The 14,340-nt window shown below is 68.8% G+C and carries 12 protein-coding genes; 7 read left to right on the forward strand and 5 right to left on the reverse strand.

The window, feature by feature from the left end; translation table 11 throughout:
• Positions 1-128 precede the first annotated feature (128 nt).
• The 4 genes from BLV92_RS18995 to hmuQ all read left to right on the forward strand — a co-directional run bounded on the left by BLV92_RS18995 (position 129) and on the right by hmuQ (position 4,208).
• Complete coding sequence (locus BLV92_RS18995) at positions 129-1,850, forward strand: sensor domain-containing diguanylate cyclase (RefSeq protein WP_208862125.1); 1,722 nt, start codon at positions 129-131, stop codon at positions 1,848-1,850.
• Positions 1,851-2,206: 356 nt separating this feature from the next.
• A complete protein-coding gene (locus tag BLV92_RS32145; RefSeq protein ID WP_167627119.1) occupies positions 2,207-2,374 on the forward strand; it encodes a hypothetical protein in 168 nt (55 codons plus the stop codon).
• Positions 2,375-2,592: 218 nt separating this feature from the next.
• Positions 2,593-3,741 (forward strand): porin, encoded by a 1,149-nt coding sequence (locus BLV92_RS19005; protein ID WP_090551203.1) that lies wholly within the window; start codon positions 2,593-2,595, stop codon positions 3,739-3,741.
• Positions 3,742-3,893: 152 nt separating this feature from the next.
• A complete protein-coding gene (hmuQ, locus tag BLV92_RS19010) occupies positions 3,894-4,208 on the forward strand; it encodes a heme-degrading protein HmuQ (protein ID WP_090547814.1) in 315 nt (104 codons plus the stop codon).
• A gap of 175 nt (positions 4,209-4,383) precedes the next feature.
• On the opposite strand, the gene BLV92_RS19015 is transcribed toward hmuQ, so the two are convergent.
• On the reverse strand, positions 4,384-5,229 hold the full coding sequence (locus BLV92_RS19015) for an SDR family oxidoreductase (RefSeq protein WP_090547816.1): 846 nt from the start codon (positions 5,227-5,229) through the stop codon (positions 4,384-4,386).
• A 149-nt stretch (positions 5,230-5,378) separates the two neighbouring features.
• On the opposite strand from BLV92_RS19015, the gene BLV92_RS19020 reads away from it, so the two are divergent.
• Positions 5,379-6,356, forward strand: coding sequence for an AraC family transcriptional regulator (locus BLV92_RS19020; protein WP_090547817.1), 978 nt, complete (start codon positions 5,379-5,381; stop codon positions 6,354-6,356).
• Here the strand turns inward: BLV92_RS19020 and BLV92_RS19025 are convergent.
• Together BLV92_RS19025 and BLV92_RS19030 are read right to left on the reverse strand one after the other, a co-directional pair.
• Positions 6,353-6,703 (reverse strand): winged helix-turn-helix transcriptional regulator, encoded by a 351-nt coding sequence (locus BLV92_RS19025; RefSeq protein ID WP_090547819.1) that lies wholly within the window; start codon positions 6,701-6,703, stop codon positions 6,353-6,355. The genes BLV92_RS19020 and BLV92_RS19025 overlap by 4 nt on opposite strands.
• A gap of 283 nt (positions 6,704-6,986) precedes the next feature.
• Entirely contained in the window at positions 6,987-8,294 is a 1,308-nt protein-coding gene (locus BLV92_RS19030; protein WP_090547820.1) for an ABC transporter substrate-binding protein, read from the reverse strand.
• Positions 8,295-8,463: 169 nt separating this feature from the next.
• Between BLV92_RS19030 and gntR the strand changes: the two genes are divergently transcribed.
• Entirely contained in the window at positions 8,464-9,543 is a 1,080-nt protein-coding gene (gene gntR / locus BLV92_RS19035; RefSeq protein ID WP_090547822.1) for an HTH-type transcriptional regulator GntR, read from the forward strand.
• Positions 9,544-9,787: 244 nt separating this feature from the next.
• Here gntR and BLV92_RS19040 read toward each other — a convergent pair whose 3' ends face one another.
• A complete protein-coding gene (locus tag BLV92_RS19040; protein ID WP_166676558.1) occupies positions 9,788-11,416 on the reverse strand; it encodes an EAL domain-containing protein in 1,629 nt (542 codons plus the stop codon).
• Between the two features lie 228 nt (positions 11,417-11,644).
• Here BLV92_RS19040 and BLV92_RS19045 point away from each other — a divergent pair, with 228 nt between their 5' ends.
• Complete coding sequence (locus tag BLV92_RS19045) at positions 11,645-11,923, forward strand: hypothetical protein (protein ID WP_090547825.1); 279 nt, start codon at positions 11,645-11,647, stop codon at positions 11,921-11,923.
• Positions 11,924-11,962: 39 nt separating this feature from the next.
• Here the strand turns inward: BLV92_RS19045 and BLV92_RS19050 are convergent, their stop codons facing one another.
• Entirely contained in the window at positions 11,963-14,008 is a 2,046-nt protein-coding gene (locus tag BLV92_RS19050; protein WP_143040699.1) for an EAL domain-containing protein, read from the reverse strand.
• Positions 14,009-14,340 lie beyond the last annotated feature (332 nt).

Consider the following 14,340-nt stretch of genomic DNA (forward strand, 5'->3'; position numbering starts at 1 on the left):
AAAAGTTCTGTTTATACTAGCCGCTCGACCGCCCCGTCCTGAGCGCCTGTATGCTTGCCCCGCCAACATCAGCCGAAGCAGCAGACACCGTATCGCACGCCGCACCGGCCGTGCCCGCGGCGGACGCGTTGCTGGACAGCCTGATGCGGCTCGCGGCGCGGTACTTCGGCGTCGACGCCGCGTGCGTGATGCCGGGCGCGCCGGACGAACGCTGGATCGGCGCGGGCATCGACGTGCCGCTGCGCGACGCGCTCGACGAACTGCGCCGCGCGATCGATGCGCGCGACACGAGCGAGCCGCTCGTCGTCACCGACACGCTCGCGGCGCGCGCGCTGGTCGGCGACCTGCTGCCGACCGCCTCCACGCTGCCGTTCCGCTTCGCCGCCGTGTGGCCGCTGCGCGCGCCGGACGGGCAGACGGTCGGCAGCCTGTGCCTGCTCGGCCGCGAACCGCGCGAACTGACCGCTGAAGACCGCGCGAGCCTCGACGACTTCGCGCGCGTCGCGGCCGCGCTCGCCGCCAAACCGGCCATCGACGCGACGCAGCGCGCGGAGGCCGCCGAACTGCGCGCCCGCGAACGGCTGCTTTCGCTCGCGATCGCCGGCAGCGGCACCGGCGTGTGGGACCGCAACGTCGTGACCGGCGAAATCCACTATTCGAGCGGCTGGAAAGCGATGCTCGGCTACGCGGACGACGAAGTGTCGGACCGGATCGAAGACAGCTACGTGCGGCTGCATCCGGACGACGTCGCATACGTGAAGGCGACGATGCACGCGCACTTCGAAGGCCTCACGCCGAACTACGAAGTCGAGCACCGCATTCGCTGCAAGGACGGCAGCTACAAATGGATCTGCAGCCGCGGCAAGGTGGTGAGCCGCGACGAAGCCGGCAACGCGCTGCGGATGATCGGCACGAGCACCGACGTCACGTCGATGCGCGCGATGTCCGAGACGCTGCGCGAAACGGTGTCGCTGATCACGAGCCTGACCAACGAGGTGCCGGGCCTCGTGTTCCAGTGCCGGCTGCGGCCGGACGGCCATTCGTTCTTCTCGTACGCGAGCGCCGGCATCGCCGAAATCTACGAGCTGACGCCCGACCAGGTCGCGACCAGTTCCGCGTGCATCGACGCGCTGATCCATCCGGACGACTTCGAGGTGTATCGCGCGTCGCTGCAAACGTCGGCCGAGCGGCTTTCGCCGTGGCACCTCGAATACCGCGTGCAGTTGCCCCAGCAGGGGCTGCGCTGGCGTCAGGGCGACGCGAAACCGCAACGGCTCGCGGACGGCAGCACGTTATGGCACGGCTTCATCACCGACGCGACCGAGCGCAAGCGGATCGAAGCGGAACTGCACGAGTTCGCGACGATCGACAGCCTCACGCGGCTGCCGAACCGCCGCCACTTCATGGCGCAACTCGAAGCGCGGCTCGCGAGCCTGCGCCGCAACGGCGCGCCGGCGTCGGCCGTGATGATGTGCGACCTCGATCACTTCAAGTCGATCAACGATCACTGGGGACACGCGGTCGGCGACCAGGCGCTGCGCCACTTCGCGGACGTGCTGCGCTCGCATCTGCGCGCGGACGACGTCGCGGGCCGCATCGGCGGCGAGGAGTTCGCGGTGCTGCTCGGGTCGGTGGATCTCGAAGGCGCGCTCGCGGTCGCGCAGCGCATCCGGCTGCAGATCGCCGGCCATCCGCTCGTGATCGACGACGACCACATCCGGCTGACCGTCAGCATCGGCGTGACGGAGATCACCGGCGTCGATGCGGATGCGGGGGCCGCGCTGTCACGCAGCGATCTCGCGCTGTATCGCGCGAAGAAGAACGGGCGCAACCGGATCGAGTCGCAGTAGCCAACAGAACAGCGGCAGCGCCGCCGCAAGCCGTTCTTCATCCCATCCTTCGTCGTCCCGGCATGCATTCGTCCTGTGCGGCGACGCGCGCTGCCATCCTCCAGTTGCGCACACACCCAATCGACGGTCTCCGCAACGCCGAGTCGCCTGTTTGCAACACGGGCCAGCGAACCATCAGGAACGAAACACGGCATTGCGCCGCCGGCTCGAACGCGTCCTGGCAGGTATATCCGTAACCGTATAGCCGAGATGAATTCGTCATTTTACAGGGCATGACACGCGGGCTATAAACGCGGACACCTCAATCGAACAACGCGGCCCGCCCTGTGCGGAACGGGCCGGACAAGGAGACCGACATGCCGGCGGATGCCCATCACGACACCCGCGCCGCGCCACGCGAACGGATCGCCCGCGCGCGCTTCGCGCCGCCCGGAACCTCGCAGCACGCTCTCCCTGCATCGAACCTCCGGCCGCCGCGCGCGCTCGACGCGGACAACCGCGACGGCATCGAGGACCCCACATAGACGCATTCCGTCGCCCGTGCGCGCCGAACGGCCTCCCGTTCGTCCGATGACGCGGACCACCCCGAACTGAAGCGCGAGCCCGCGGCAACGCGGACCTCGTCGCCCGACGAACCAGCCGGCCTGACAGCCGGACGGTAAACGCAGCCGCACGCGCTGCGAAAACACAGCAACCACAAAATCCCGCGCCTTCGATGCGCGATCCAGGTTTGGAGCACACGATGAACAAGCACACCGGCGCCGCGCTCGCGGCGCTCCTCGGCATGACCGCAAGCACCGGCAGTTTCGCGCAGAGCAGCGTAACGCTGTACGGCCTGCTCGACACCGGCATCGAATACGTGAATCACGCGAACGCGCACGGCGACAGCGTCGTGAGGATGCCGGGCATCACCGGCTCGCTGCCGTCGCGGTGGGGGATGCGCGGCAAGGAAGACCTCGGCGGCGGCCTCGCGACCGTGTTCGTGCTCGAAAGCGGCTTCAACGTGCGCGGCGGCGACATGGGCCAGGGCGGCCGGCTGTTCGGCCGCCAGGCGTGGGTCGGGCTGCAGGGGCCGTTCGGCACGCTGTCGTTCGGCCGGCAATACACGATGGCGTTCTGGGCGGTCCAGGACTCCGACCTGCTCGGGCCGGACATCTACGGTGGCGTCGGCTCGTTCGACAGCTACATCCCGAACGGCCGCAGCGACAACACGGTCGCATGGAAAGGCACGTGGCAAGGCGTGACCGCGGGCGCGACGTGGTCGTTCGGCCGCGACTCGGCCGGCACCGGCAACTCGCCGGGCCAGGGCACGTGCGCGGGCTCGCTGCCCGGCGACGCGCGCGCGTGCCGGCAATGGTCCGCGATGCTTCGCTACGATGCGCCGGCCGGCTTCGGCGTCGTCGCGTCGTACGACCAGCAGCGCGGCGGCCCCGGCGCGGCGGCGAACCTGTTCGACGGCGTCGCGCCGCTTGCGCTGACGAGTTCGGCGGACACCGACTCGCGCATCCAGGCGAACGGCTACGCGCAACTCGGCCCGGTGAAGATCGGCGGCGGCTGGCTCGGCCGCCACGTCGAAACGGAACTGCCGACCGTGCCGGACGTCACGTCGAATCTGTACTACCTGAGCGCGTCGTGGCTCGCGACGCCCGCGCTGACGGTGGACGGCGGCGTGTACCGGATGATCAACCGCGTGCAGGACGCGCGCGGCACGCTGGTCGCGCTGCGCACCACGTACCAGTTTTCGAAGCGCACGTCCGTCTATGCGCAGGGCGGCTGGCTGTCGAACAGCGCGCACGCCGCGTACACGTTGAGCCAGGGCGGCGCGGGAACGACGCCGGGCGCGGGCATGTCGCAACTCGGGTTGATGCTCGGGCTTCAGCAGCGGTTCTGACGACGCGGGCCGGCGGTCGCGCGCTTGCGTGACGACCGCCGGCCGGTCCGTCGTCCTGGCGGCTTGAGCGGCAGCGCGTATACTGGCCGACGCCGCCGCGAACCATGAGCGTCACGGTTCGCCCGCCTCTTTCCGCCAATGGAGCCGCAAGCATGTTCATCGCCATGAACCGTTTCAAGGTCGCGCGGGGTTCGGAAGCCGCGTTCGAAGAACTGTGGACCACCCGCGACACGCATCTGCGCGAGGTTCCCGGTTTCGTCGAATTCCATCTGCTGAAAGGCCCGGAACGCGACGATCACGTGCTCTACGCGAGCCATACGATCTGGGCGAACCACGCCGCGTTCGAAGGCTGGACGCAGTCGGAAGCGTTCCGCGCCGCGCATCGCAACGCGGGCCACGAGTCGCGCTCGCTGTATCTCGGGCATCCGGAGTTCGAGGGCTTCGAGGTGCTGCAAACGGTGAAGTAATCCGCGCCGCCGTCGCGCGTGACGTCAACCGGAGCCCGCGCCGCGGATCACGCGACCATCGACGCCTGCTCCGCATCGGTCGGCCGGTTCGCGACCGACTGGCGACAACAGCCGCCGCCCGACGGACTGACCACGACGCCCCCCGATCGCAACGCGCGCCGCCGCACGCCCCCCGCTACGCGTGCGCCGGACCATCGGTCGACAACGCCAGCGCCTTCTGCGCTTCGAGCGCCGCGAGCCGCTCGCTCAACTGCCGGTGCATCGCGCCGTATGCGTCGCTGCCGAGCGCGAGCCGGCGCGGCGCGGGTTCCTGGTCCGCGCTGTCGATGATGATCCGCGCCATCTTCGCCGGATCGCCGGGCGGCACACTGGTCCGTTCCTCGACGATCCGGTGCACCGCGCGCGCGGGCGATGCGTCGTACGCGTCGAGCTTCGGCGACAGTTGCGAACTGCGATAACGAAAGTCCGTGCGCGCGCCGCCCGGCTCGACCAGCGTACAGCCGATCCCGAACACCGCGACCTCCTGCGCCAGCGCATCGACGAATCCCTCGATCCCCCACTTCGTCGCGTGATACAGCGAGCCGCCGGCAAACGCGGCCTGCCCGCCGACCGTCGAGAACTGGACGATGCGCCCGCGCTGCTGACGCCGCAGATGAGGCAGCGCCGCGCGGATGAACTGGATCGAGCCGAGCAGGTTCGTGTCGATCTGCTGGCGGATCTGCGCGTCGGTCAGTTCCTCGGCCGCGCCGAAGAGCCCGTAACCCGCATTGCTGACGATCACGTCGATCGTTCCGAGTTCGGCGAACGCGCGATCGACGACGCGGCGGACCGCGTCCGTATCCGTGACGTCGAGCTGCGCGAGCCACAGCGCGTCGCGCGGCGCGGCCGCGCGCAGGTCGTCGGCCGCGTGCAGGTCGCGGACCGTGCCAGCGACGCGGTCGCCGCGCGCGAGCAACTGTTCGGTGAGATGGCGGCCGAAACCGCGGTTGACGCCGGTGATGAGCCACGTGCGTTGCGCCATGCTGCATTCCTCTTTCAAAGTGCATCCGGTTGCGAAGGCCGTCCGTTCCGCGCGCCGCGCGAAACCGGACAGTGGACGCAGCTTAAACGGCGGCCGGCAGACTTTGAATAATTGAAAGTCGGTGTTTATTGCGCGAAAATCCAGCCACCATGGCCGATCCGTTTTCCGACTTCCTGAGCCTGATGCGCGCGCGATCCGTCGTTTCCGGCGAACTGATCGCGGGCGGCGCGTGGGCCATCGACTTTCCGCCGACCGGCACGCTCAAGTTCTGGGGCGTCATGCGCGGCCGCGCGTCGCTGCTGTTCGACGGCGACGACGCGCCGACCGGCATCGAGGCCGGCGACACGTTCCTGCTGCGCGCGCCGCGCGCGCACGTGCTCGGCAGCGATCTCGCGGCGCCGCGCGCCGGGCTGGCCGACCTGCTCGACCGCAGCGCCGGCGCGGTGATCCGCCATGGCGACATCACCCACGACGACGACACGTTCCGCATGATCGGCGGCAAGGTCGAGCTCGGCGCGGAAGGCAACCGGATGCTGCTCGACGCGCTGCCGCCGCTGATCCACGTGCGCGGCACGTCGCGGCAGGCCGCGCCGCTGCGCTGGCTGCTCGAACAACTGGTCCGCGAGCGCGAAAGCGCGCTGCCCGGCTCCGATGCGGCGTCCGCGCAACTGGCGCATCTGATGTTCATCCAGATCCTGCGCGCGCACTTCGACACCAGCGACGCGTGGCCCGCCGGGTGGCTGCGCGCGATCGGCGACCGGCGCATCGGCCCCGCGTTGCGGCTGATGCACGGCGAGCCGGCCCGCGCATGGCAACTGGGCGAACTGGCGAGCGCGTGCGCGATGTCGCGCGCGACGTTCGCCGCCTACTTCAAGTCGGTGGCCGGCGTCGCGCCGCTCGCGTATCTGGCCGGCTGGAGAATGCGCATCGCGCAGCGCGCGCTGCGCGACGAACGCACGCCGGTCAACGTGCTCGCGCGGTCGCTCGGTTATGGGTCGGAAAGCGCGTTCAGCAACGCGTTCAAGCGGATCGTCGGCTGTGCGCCGTCGGCGTTTCGCGCGCAGGCGTCGGTGGAAACGCTGCGGGAGGCGGACGACGCGTACGCGCCGATCGAGCGAAGCGGTTAGGCATCCGGAGCGGACGGCGGCGCGTCCTTGCGCTCGGCCCACGTAAGCAGCGCGTCGAGCGCCGGGCACAGCGCCTGTCCCCATCCGGTCAGGTGATATTCGACTTTCGGCGGCACCTGGTTGTACACGGTGCGCACGATCAGCCCGTCGGCTTCGAGCTGCCGCAACTGCTGCGCGAGCATCTTCTGCGAGATACCCGGAATCAGCCGCTCCAGCGTGGAGAAACGCTGAACCTTGCCGTCGAACAGATGAAACAGGATCTCCAGCTTCCAGCGTCCGTCGAGCAGCCGCAGCGCCGCCTGCACCCCGCTGGCCGCGGTGGCGGGCGTATAAGTCCTCTCCGTCATCGATGCATTCCCCAAGCGTGCGTTCGCACGGACGCCGCGCCGCCGGGTCGTGGCCCTGACCTTGACCCTGACCTCGCGCACGGCGAACCGTCCGGACCCGAAGCATACGGCAATCCGCGCCGCGCCGGACATGCAGCCGTCTGCGGCGGCGCGCGGAATCACCGTGAGGCCGTGCACACTGGACGAATTGAGCCGGCGCATCCGCGGCGAAACCGCGATGGGGACGAAGAACCTGAAGGACGCGGGCGTGGGGCCGTTGAACGGGCGCGCGCCGCGCAATCCGTCACTGCGTCTTCGCCGCGGCCGCGAGCCGGTTCGCCGCCTGCTGCGCGGTCATGCTTTCGTCGCTCCAGTATTTGCCGATCACGTCGTAGAACGCGCCTTCGACGGCCGGGCTCACGACCATGTCGTGCGCCCACGACGGCACCAGCGCGCCAGCCGCGCCCGCCGCCTTGAAGTCCGCCGACGACTTCTTCGCGCACGCGTCGAACTTCGACAGGTCGAGATCCTGGCGCACCGGAATCGAGCCCTTGTTCAGGTTGAACGTCTGCTGGAACGCGGGGCTCATCAGCAGGCCGGCCATGTCCTTTTGCCCCTTGTCCACGCCCGGCGTCTTCACCTTGAAGAACACGAAGCTGTCCACGTTGAACGTGTACGCGTTCTGCGAGCCCGGCGCGGCCACGCACAGATAATCCTTGCCCGGCACCTTGTTCGCGACCGTGAACTCGCCCTTCGCCCAGTCGCCCATGAACTGCATCGCGGCCTGGCCGTTGATCACCATCGCGGTCGCCATGTTCCAGTCGCGGCCGGTCTGGCTCGCGTCGGCGTACGTGCGCAGCCGGCGGAACGTTTCGAGCGCCTTCACCATCGTCGGCCCCTTCAGCGTCGCGTCGTCGAGCTGCACGAACGCCTTCTTGTAGAACGCCGCGCCGCCGACGCCGAGCGCGACCGTCTCGAACGTCTCCGCCTCCTGCCACGGCTGCCCGCCGATCGCGACCGGCGTGATGCCGGCCTTCTTCAATGCGTCCGCGACCCTGAAGAAGTCGTCCCACGTCGCGGGCGGTTGCGCGTTCACCTTCTTCAGCGCGTCCGCGTTGATCCACAGCCAGTTCACGCGATGCACGTTCACCGGCGCGCCGACGTATTGCCCGTTGTACTTCATGATCGCCGCGATCTCCGGCGGCAGCACGCGGTCCCAGCCGTCCTGCTTCGCGACGTCGTCGATCGGCATCAGCACGCCTTCGTCGCCCCACTCGTGGATGGCCGGCCCCTTGATCTGCGCGGCAGCCGGCGGATTGCCGGCGACCACGCGCGTCTTCAGCGCGGTCATCGCGTTGCCGCCGCCCCCGCCCGCGACCGCGAAATCGACCCACGTGTCGCCCTTCTTTTCGAGCATCTGCTTCAGCACCTGCGCGGACTTCGCCTCGCCGCCCGACGTCCAGTAATGCAGCACCTCGACCTGCGCCGCGTGCGCGGCCGTCGCGAACGACAGCGCGGCGGCTGCCAGCACGGTCGACAGGGTCGATACGGAGGTCGATGCGGCAAGCGGCGCGCGGCGGCGGGTCGGCGAATCGGGGCGGGCGGCGGGCATCGTAGTCTCCTCGTATCGGATCGTATCGTGGGCGGATCGCGCGGCCGAACAGCAGACGCGAATTTCCGGTGCGTGGATGTTAGCGCTAACAAATCGGCGTCCCCACCAGGAACAACCCTGCACGTGCCGGCCCTTTCCATCGCGATCGCACACGGCGATACTTGCGCGTATGGCCCGCAAAACGACCCAGGCTCCCTCCCCATCGCGCGCACGCGACCCGCGCACGGCTTCCGCCGCGCAACCCGCGCGCCGGCGGTCCGGCGGACGCGTGACGCTCGCCGACGTCGCGCGGATCGCGCAGGTCAGCACGATGACGGTGTCGCGCGCGTTGAAAGACCCGTCGCGCGTGCTGCCCGATGCGCGCGCACGCATCGACGCCGCGATCGAACAACTCGGCTACATCCCGAACCAGGCCGCGCGCACGCTCGCGTCCGCGCGCTCGAAGCTGATCGGCGTGCTGGTGCCGTCGCTGTCGAATGCGGTGTTCGTCGAGACGCTGGCGGGCGCACAGGACTGCATCGGCGCGGCCGGTTATCAACTGCTGATCGGCAACACCGGTTATGCGCCGGCGCAACAGGCGGAACTGCTCGGCGCGTACCTGTCGCACGCGCCGGCCGGTTTTCTGGTCGCCGGCATCGACGGCTCGCGCGCGGTCCGCACCCGGCTCGCGGCGGCCGGCGTGCCGCTCGTGCACATGTTCGATCTCGCCGCGCAGAACGAATGGTCGGTCGGGTTCTCGCAGCGCAGCGCGGGGTTCGCGGTCGGCGCGCACCTGCTCGAACGCGGCTACCGGCGTCCGGGCTTCATCGCCGCGCAGCTCGATCCGCGCACGATGCAGCGGCGCGCGGGCTTCCGGCGCGCGTTGAGCGCGGCGGGTCTGCGCGACGATGTCGAAGTGCTGACGAAGGAGCCGTCGAGCGTCGCGCTCGGTTCGCGGCTGCTCGCGGAACTGCTCGCGAACACACCGGACTGCGATGCAGTGTTCTGCTGCAACGACGACCTCGCGCTCGGCGCGCTGTTCGAATGCCAGCGCGCGGGCATCGCGGTGCCGCGCGAACTCGCGATCGCGGGTTTCAACGATCTGCCGTTCGCCGCGTGCTCGACGCCGTCGATCACGACGGTCGCGACGCCGCGCTACCAGGTCGGCTTCGATGCGGCAAGCCTGCTGCTGCGCATCCTCGACGGCGACGCGCCCGACACCCGCCGCGTCGATCTCGGCTTCGAGCTGGTGGCGCGAGAGAGCACATAAGGCAGCGCGAAAATCCGGCTGTCCTGAGCATTCGCCATCGTGTTCGAGCGTCGCAACAGGGGCACCGGCTGCCCGACGCCCGAACCCCGCGCCGTCTTGCCGAAAGCGTTGTTCGACTACTCGCTCCAGACGCTATACGGCATCGTCGATGCGCTGCCGGTCGCGCCGATCCAGTTCTCGCGAACCGCGCGTTCATCCGCCTGTCCGGTCAGGCGCACGGCCGCTTCACGCGACCGTTCGCGCGCTATCCGGTCGCGATCGTGTTGTCGGCCACGCCGGGCGCCGCTTCGTCGCCGCCCGCATACGGCCGCTGCCCGAACGCCGCGTGCCACGCGACGAACTCGTCGGACGGCATCGGCTTCGCGTACAGATACCCCTGCATGAACGACACGCCGCGCGCGCGCAGATACCCGAACTGGATCGGCTGATCGACGCCTTCCGCGACCACCTGCGCCTTCAGCCGGTGCGCGAGGCTGATGATCGCGTCGAGCACGATCGCCTCGCCATGCTGCGGATCGATCGTCATCACGAAGCCGCGATCCACCTTCATCAGGTCGAACGGAAACTTCTCCAGATACGACAGCGAACAGTAGCCGGTGCCGAAGTCGTCGATCGCGACCTTCGCGCCCTGCGCGCGCAGCGTGTCGAGGTTGTAGCGCGCCTGCTGCGTGTTCCGCATCAGGCTGCGCTCGGTGATCTCCAGCACCAGTTGCAGGCGGCAGACCGAGATATCGGCGAGGAACGGCCGCAGGTCGTCGAGAAAACGGTCGCCCGACAGGTGCTCGGCCGCGAAGTTGATCCCGAGATGGAAGCCGGGCGGCGTATTCCACGTGCGGACGTCCCGCGCGATCAGCTTCAGCAGATGCAGCGTGAGCGGCACGATCACGTGCGTTTCCTCGGCGGCCTCGATGAACGCGTCGGGGCTCACCGGCCCGATGCCGGGCCGGTTCCAGCGCAGCAGCGCCTCGACCCCGTGGCAGCGCCGCTCCGGCACGCCGTACAGCGGCTGGTATTCGACGTGGAACTGGTTCGTGCGGATCGCGGCCAGCAACTGCTCGCGCAGCGAACCGCGGCTCTTCTGCACGCGCACGCCCAGCCACGCCAGCACGCCGGACAGCAGCAGCGCGAACGGCATGAACCGTTGCAGCAGTTCGATCCACACGCGAACCCTGCGCTCGCGCAGCCCGTAGATGCGCAGTTCCACCGGCGTGCCGGCCATTTCGACCCGGCTGTCGATCAAAAGCCGGCTGGCCCCTCCGTCCGACGTCTGCGGCGTCTGGCCGAAGCTCAGCCCGTCGCCGACGCGCAGCGCGACCTGCTGGAAAATGTCCGGCGGCGCGACCGCGTGCAGCAGATCGAGCAGATAACGGTCGTCGACGATCGCCAGCACCGTGCGTCCGCCGGGCGCGGGTTCGCCGACCAGCAGCGCGGGCCGGTGCGGCACCATCGGCGTGCTCGTGATGAGCCGGGTCCACGCGCGCTCCGGCGCGTGGTCGGGCGCGCCGCCGAACGACGCGAGCGGCGACGACTGCGTGCCGAGCGCCGACGAACACGCGATGCGGTCGTGCTCGATCACGTTCAGCGAGCGCAGGTACGGCACGACCGCCGCGCGGCGCATCAGGTCGGGCATCAGCTGCGCGCACGGCTGGCCGGTCAGCGGCGCGAGTTCGCGCGCGGCCGCCCGCGCCTCGGTCACGATGAAGCCGACCTGGTTTTCGATGAAGCGGGCGGCCAGATCGGCCTCGCGGTATTGCCGGCGCCCGGCCTCGTGCCAGCTGAGCGCCGCGCACAGCACCAGCGGCACCAGCGCCGCAATCGCCAGCACCACGCGGTCGGCCCACGGGCGGCCGGTCGTCACGATCGAATCGGGCAAGACACCCTCCGCGTGGTGGATGCGTTGGGATCGACTGTACCGCGCCCGTCGGGTCGACGCCATTGCCGTGCAGCGCCGCGTGCGCCGCAGACTCTGACACTCTTTGACACTGCCTCTGACAGAATTTTGCTAGTCTGGCGCGGCAACACGGTCGAGCCCGCTGCCGGCAGGGCAGCGGCGTGCAAGTCTCATCGCGGCAAAAAACCGATACGACAGGAGGGCTTCGCCATGCTCCAGTGGATAGCGAACTGGGCGTCGCGCCATACGCCGACCCCGGAGAAACATGCGGAACGCGCGCTCAACGAGTTGCGAATGGCGCTGTTCCAGGCCGAGCAGCGGGTGCTCGACGCGCAGATGCACGCGGCGTATTACCGGTCGCGCATCACGTTCTGCGAGGAAGTGCTGAAGAGCGGCATCGAGAAGGTGTCCGACCTGCGCAACGACCAGGTCGAGGCCGCGCGCACCGCGCCGCCGAGCCTGAAGGTCGCGTCCGCGCAACGCAGTTGAGCCGGGACCGCCGCCGCGCCGATGCGGGACGCATCGCGCTCACGCGCGGCGCGGTTTCGTGATCGCGGCGACGACGCGCCGGTGCGCGGACTCGTACGCGGCGCTGTGCGGTCCGCCATGCAGCGCCGCGTCGATCATCTCGTGCAACACGCGCTCGCGTTTGCGATCGTCCGGAAACAGTCCGTCGAAATCGATCAGCGAGCGGACCAGCGAGCCATCGCCGTCGTCGCGCCGCGTGTCGCCGGCCAGCGCATCGACCGCGCGCGTGATCGCCTCGGCGGTTTTCGGCGTGTCGAGATTCAGCATCAGGCGTTCTTCCCATACGAGCAGCTTCGCGAGCTGCGGCAGCGCGGCGCCGTTCGACATGCCGTGCAGCCGCGCATGCTCGCGCATCCACGGCACGACTTCGGCGGCCGGCATCGGCCTCGCGACCGCGAAACCCTGCACCAGATCGACGCCGAGCGTCGCGAGCGCGTCGAGCAGTTCCGTCGACTCGATCCCTTCCGCGACCACCCGCTTGCCCATCGCGTGGCCGAGCCGCACCAGCTGATAGACGAAACGCAGCACGTCGATCGCGTCGTCGCCGTGCATCTTCACCATGTCGCGGTCGATCTTGATCCAGTCGAACGGCATCTGCCGCAGACGCGCAAGCCCGCTGTGCCCCGAGCCGAGGTCGTCCTGCGCGAGCATCACGCCGAGCGCCTTGAACCTCGACAGGATTGCGTGCTCGCCGTGGCTCAGCGACAAATCCTCGGTTTCCAGCACTTCGAGCGTCAACTGGGTCGGCGGAAAACCGTGGCGTTCGAGCGCCGAGCAGGTCGCGTCGAAATAGCGGATGTCGCTCAGGCCGGCGGGCGGCAGATTGAACGACAGGCCGAGTTCGAGTCCGTCTGCGAGCCACGCCGCGCGATCGGCCAGCGCGCGCTCCAGCCCGCGCACGTACATCGCGAGCAGATCGTCGAGCACGAGCGCGGGCAGGAACTGGCCGGGCGTCAGCAGGGAGTCGCCGTCCGCGATCCGCGCGAGCCCCTCGACCTTCGTCACCGCGCCGCTGTGCGGGTCGAGCAGCGGCTGATAGTACGTGAGCAGCGCATCCGAACGCACGAGCGCGGCCAGATGCTGGCGGTCGCCGATCGGAATCGCCTCGCGGATGCCGTGCGTGCCGCCGAGCCGCGCGATCGCGCAGCCGAGCAGCGTCTGGAGCATGTCGAGAAATGCGGTCTGATGCACGCCGACGAAACCGCCCGGCAGCTTGCTGTGCAGCAGCAGCACCGCGACGGGGGATTCGCCGGGCGCGCGCAGCGGCACCGCCGCGCACGAGCGCAGCCCGCGGGCCAGCGCCGCCCGCCGCCACGGCGCGGTCTCCGGATGGGTCCGGTAGTTGATCACGCGTTCGATGCGGCCGCTGCGCCACGCGCGGCCGACCGGCCCCTGCCCTTTCGGATCGTCCGCGTCGACGACGATCTGGGTGTCCGGCGACGCGAGCAGTTCGGCCAGATACTCCTGAACGTTGCCTTCGGCAGCGGCTTCGAAGTGGAACACGCCGTCGTCGTCAGGACGCCCGATCGAACACGCGGCCACCTCCTCGTGTTTCGACAGGATCTCGATCACGCCATGGATCAGGTCCGCGTAACTCGCGCACTCCCACGTGAGCTTCGTGATTTCGAGCAGTGCGGACTGCTGCGCATCCTCGATCTTCTGATACGCCTTCAACTGCCACGTGAGGTCGTCGTTCAGCCGGCGCGTGAACAGCGACATCGCGCGATTGTCGACGTCCTGTCCGATGCGCCGGTACACCGACGCGGCAAGGATGCCGCGGCTCTGCACCAGTTCTTCCTTGTCGAGCCCGACGATCGCGTGAATGCGTCCGACCCGCAGCGCGGTTTCGATGTGGTCGGACGATTTGAGGCCGGGTTCCGCGAGCGACAGCAGATTCTGTATCTGCCGCGATTTCAGATGCTGAAGCTCGGATTCGTCCAGCATTTCCAGGATCACGCGCGACTTCGGCAGCCGCGAGAGCTTGCCGTAGAAGTCCTCCACCGCCGCCCCGGCGCTGGCGCTCAACGCTTCGATCAGGGAAGTCACCGCGGTCCCTCCAGCATGTCAGTGCGTGCGGTCGTGGCCGATGCGTGGTGCATGGGCTGTTTCTTTCGGAGCGCCGACGTCCGCGTCGACGCCTAACTGTATCACCGCATCCGGCGCGCGGAACGGCAAAAGCATGCATAACGAATCACCATAAAACATCGGTTAACGAAACGATCTTGCGTTTTGTTTTTTTGATATGCTGACAGCCAAAGGTTAGACGACTGACGATCAAGACAATCAACGCCAGCCGCCGACCCGTAGAGAAGTCCGCAAACGTCCCCGCTGTACCCGCATAACCGACAAGCAGTGCAAACGCGTGGCCGTTGCGCGGC

It is taken from the genome of Paraburkholderia caballeronis, assembly GCF_900104845.1.
GTDB lineage: Bacteria > Pseudomonadota > Gammaproteobacteria > Burkholderiales > Burkholderiaceae > Paraburkholderia > Paraburkholderia caballeronis.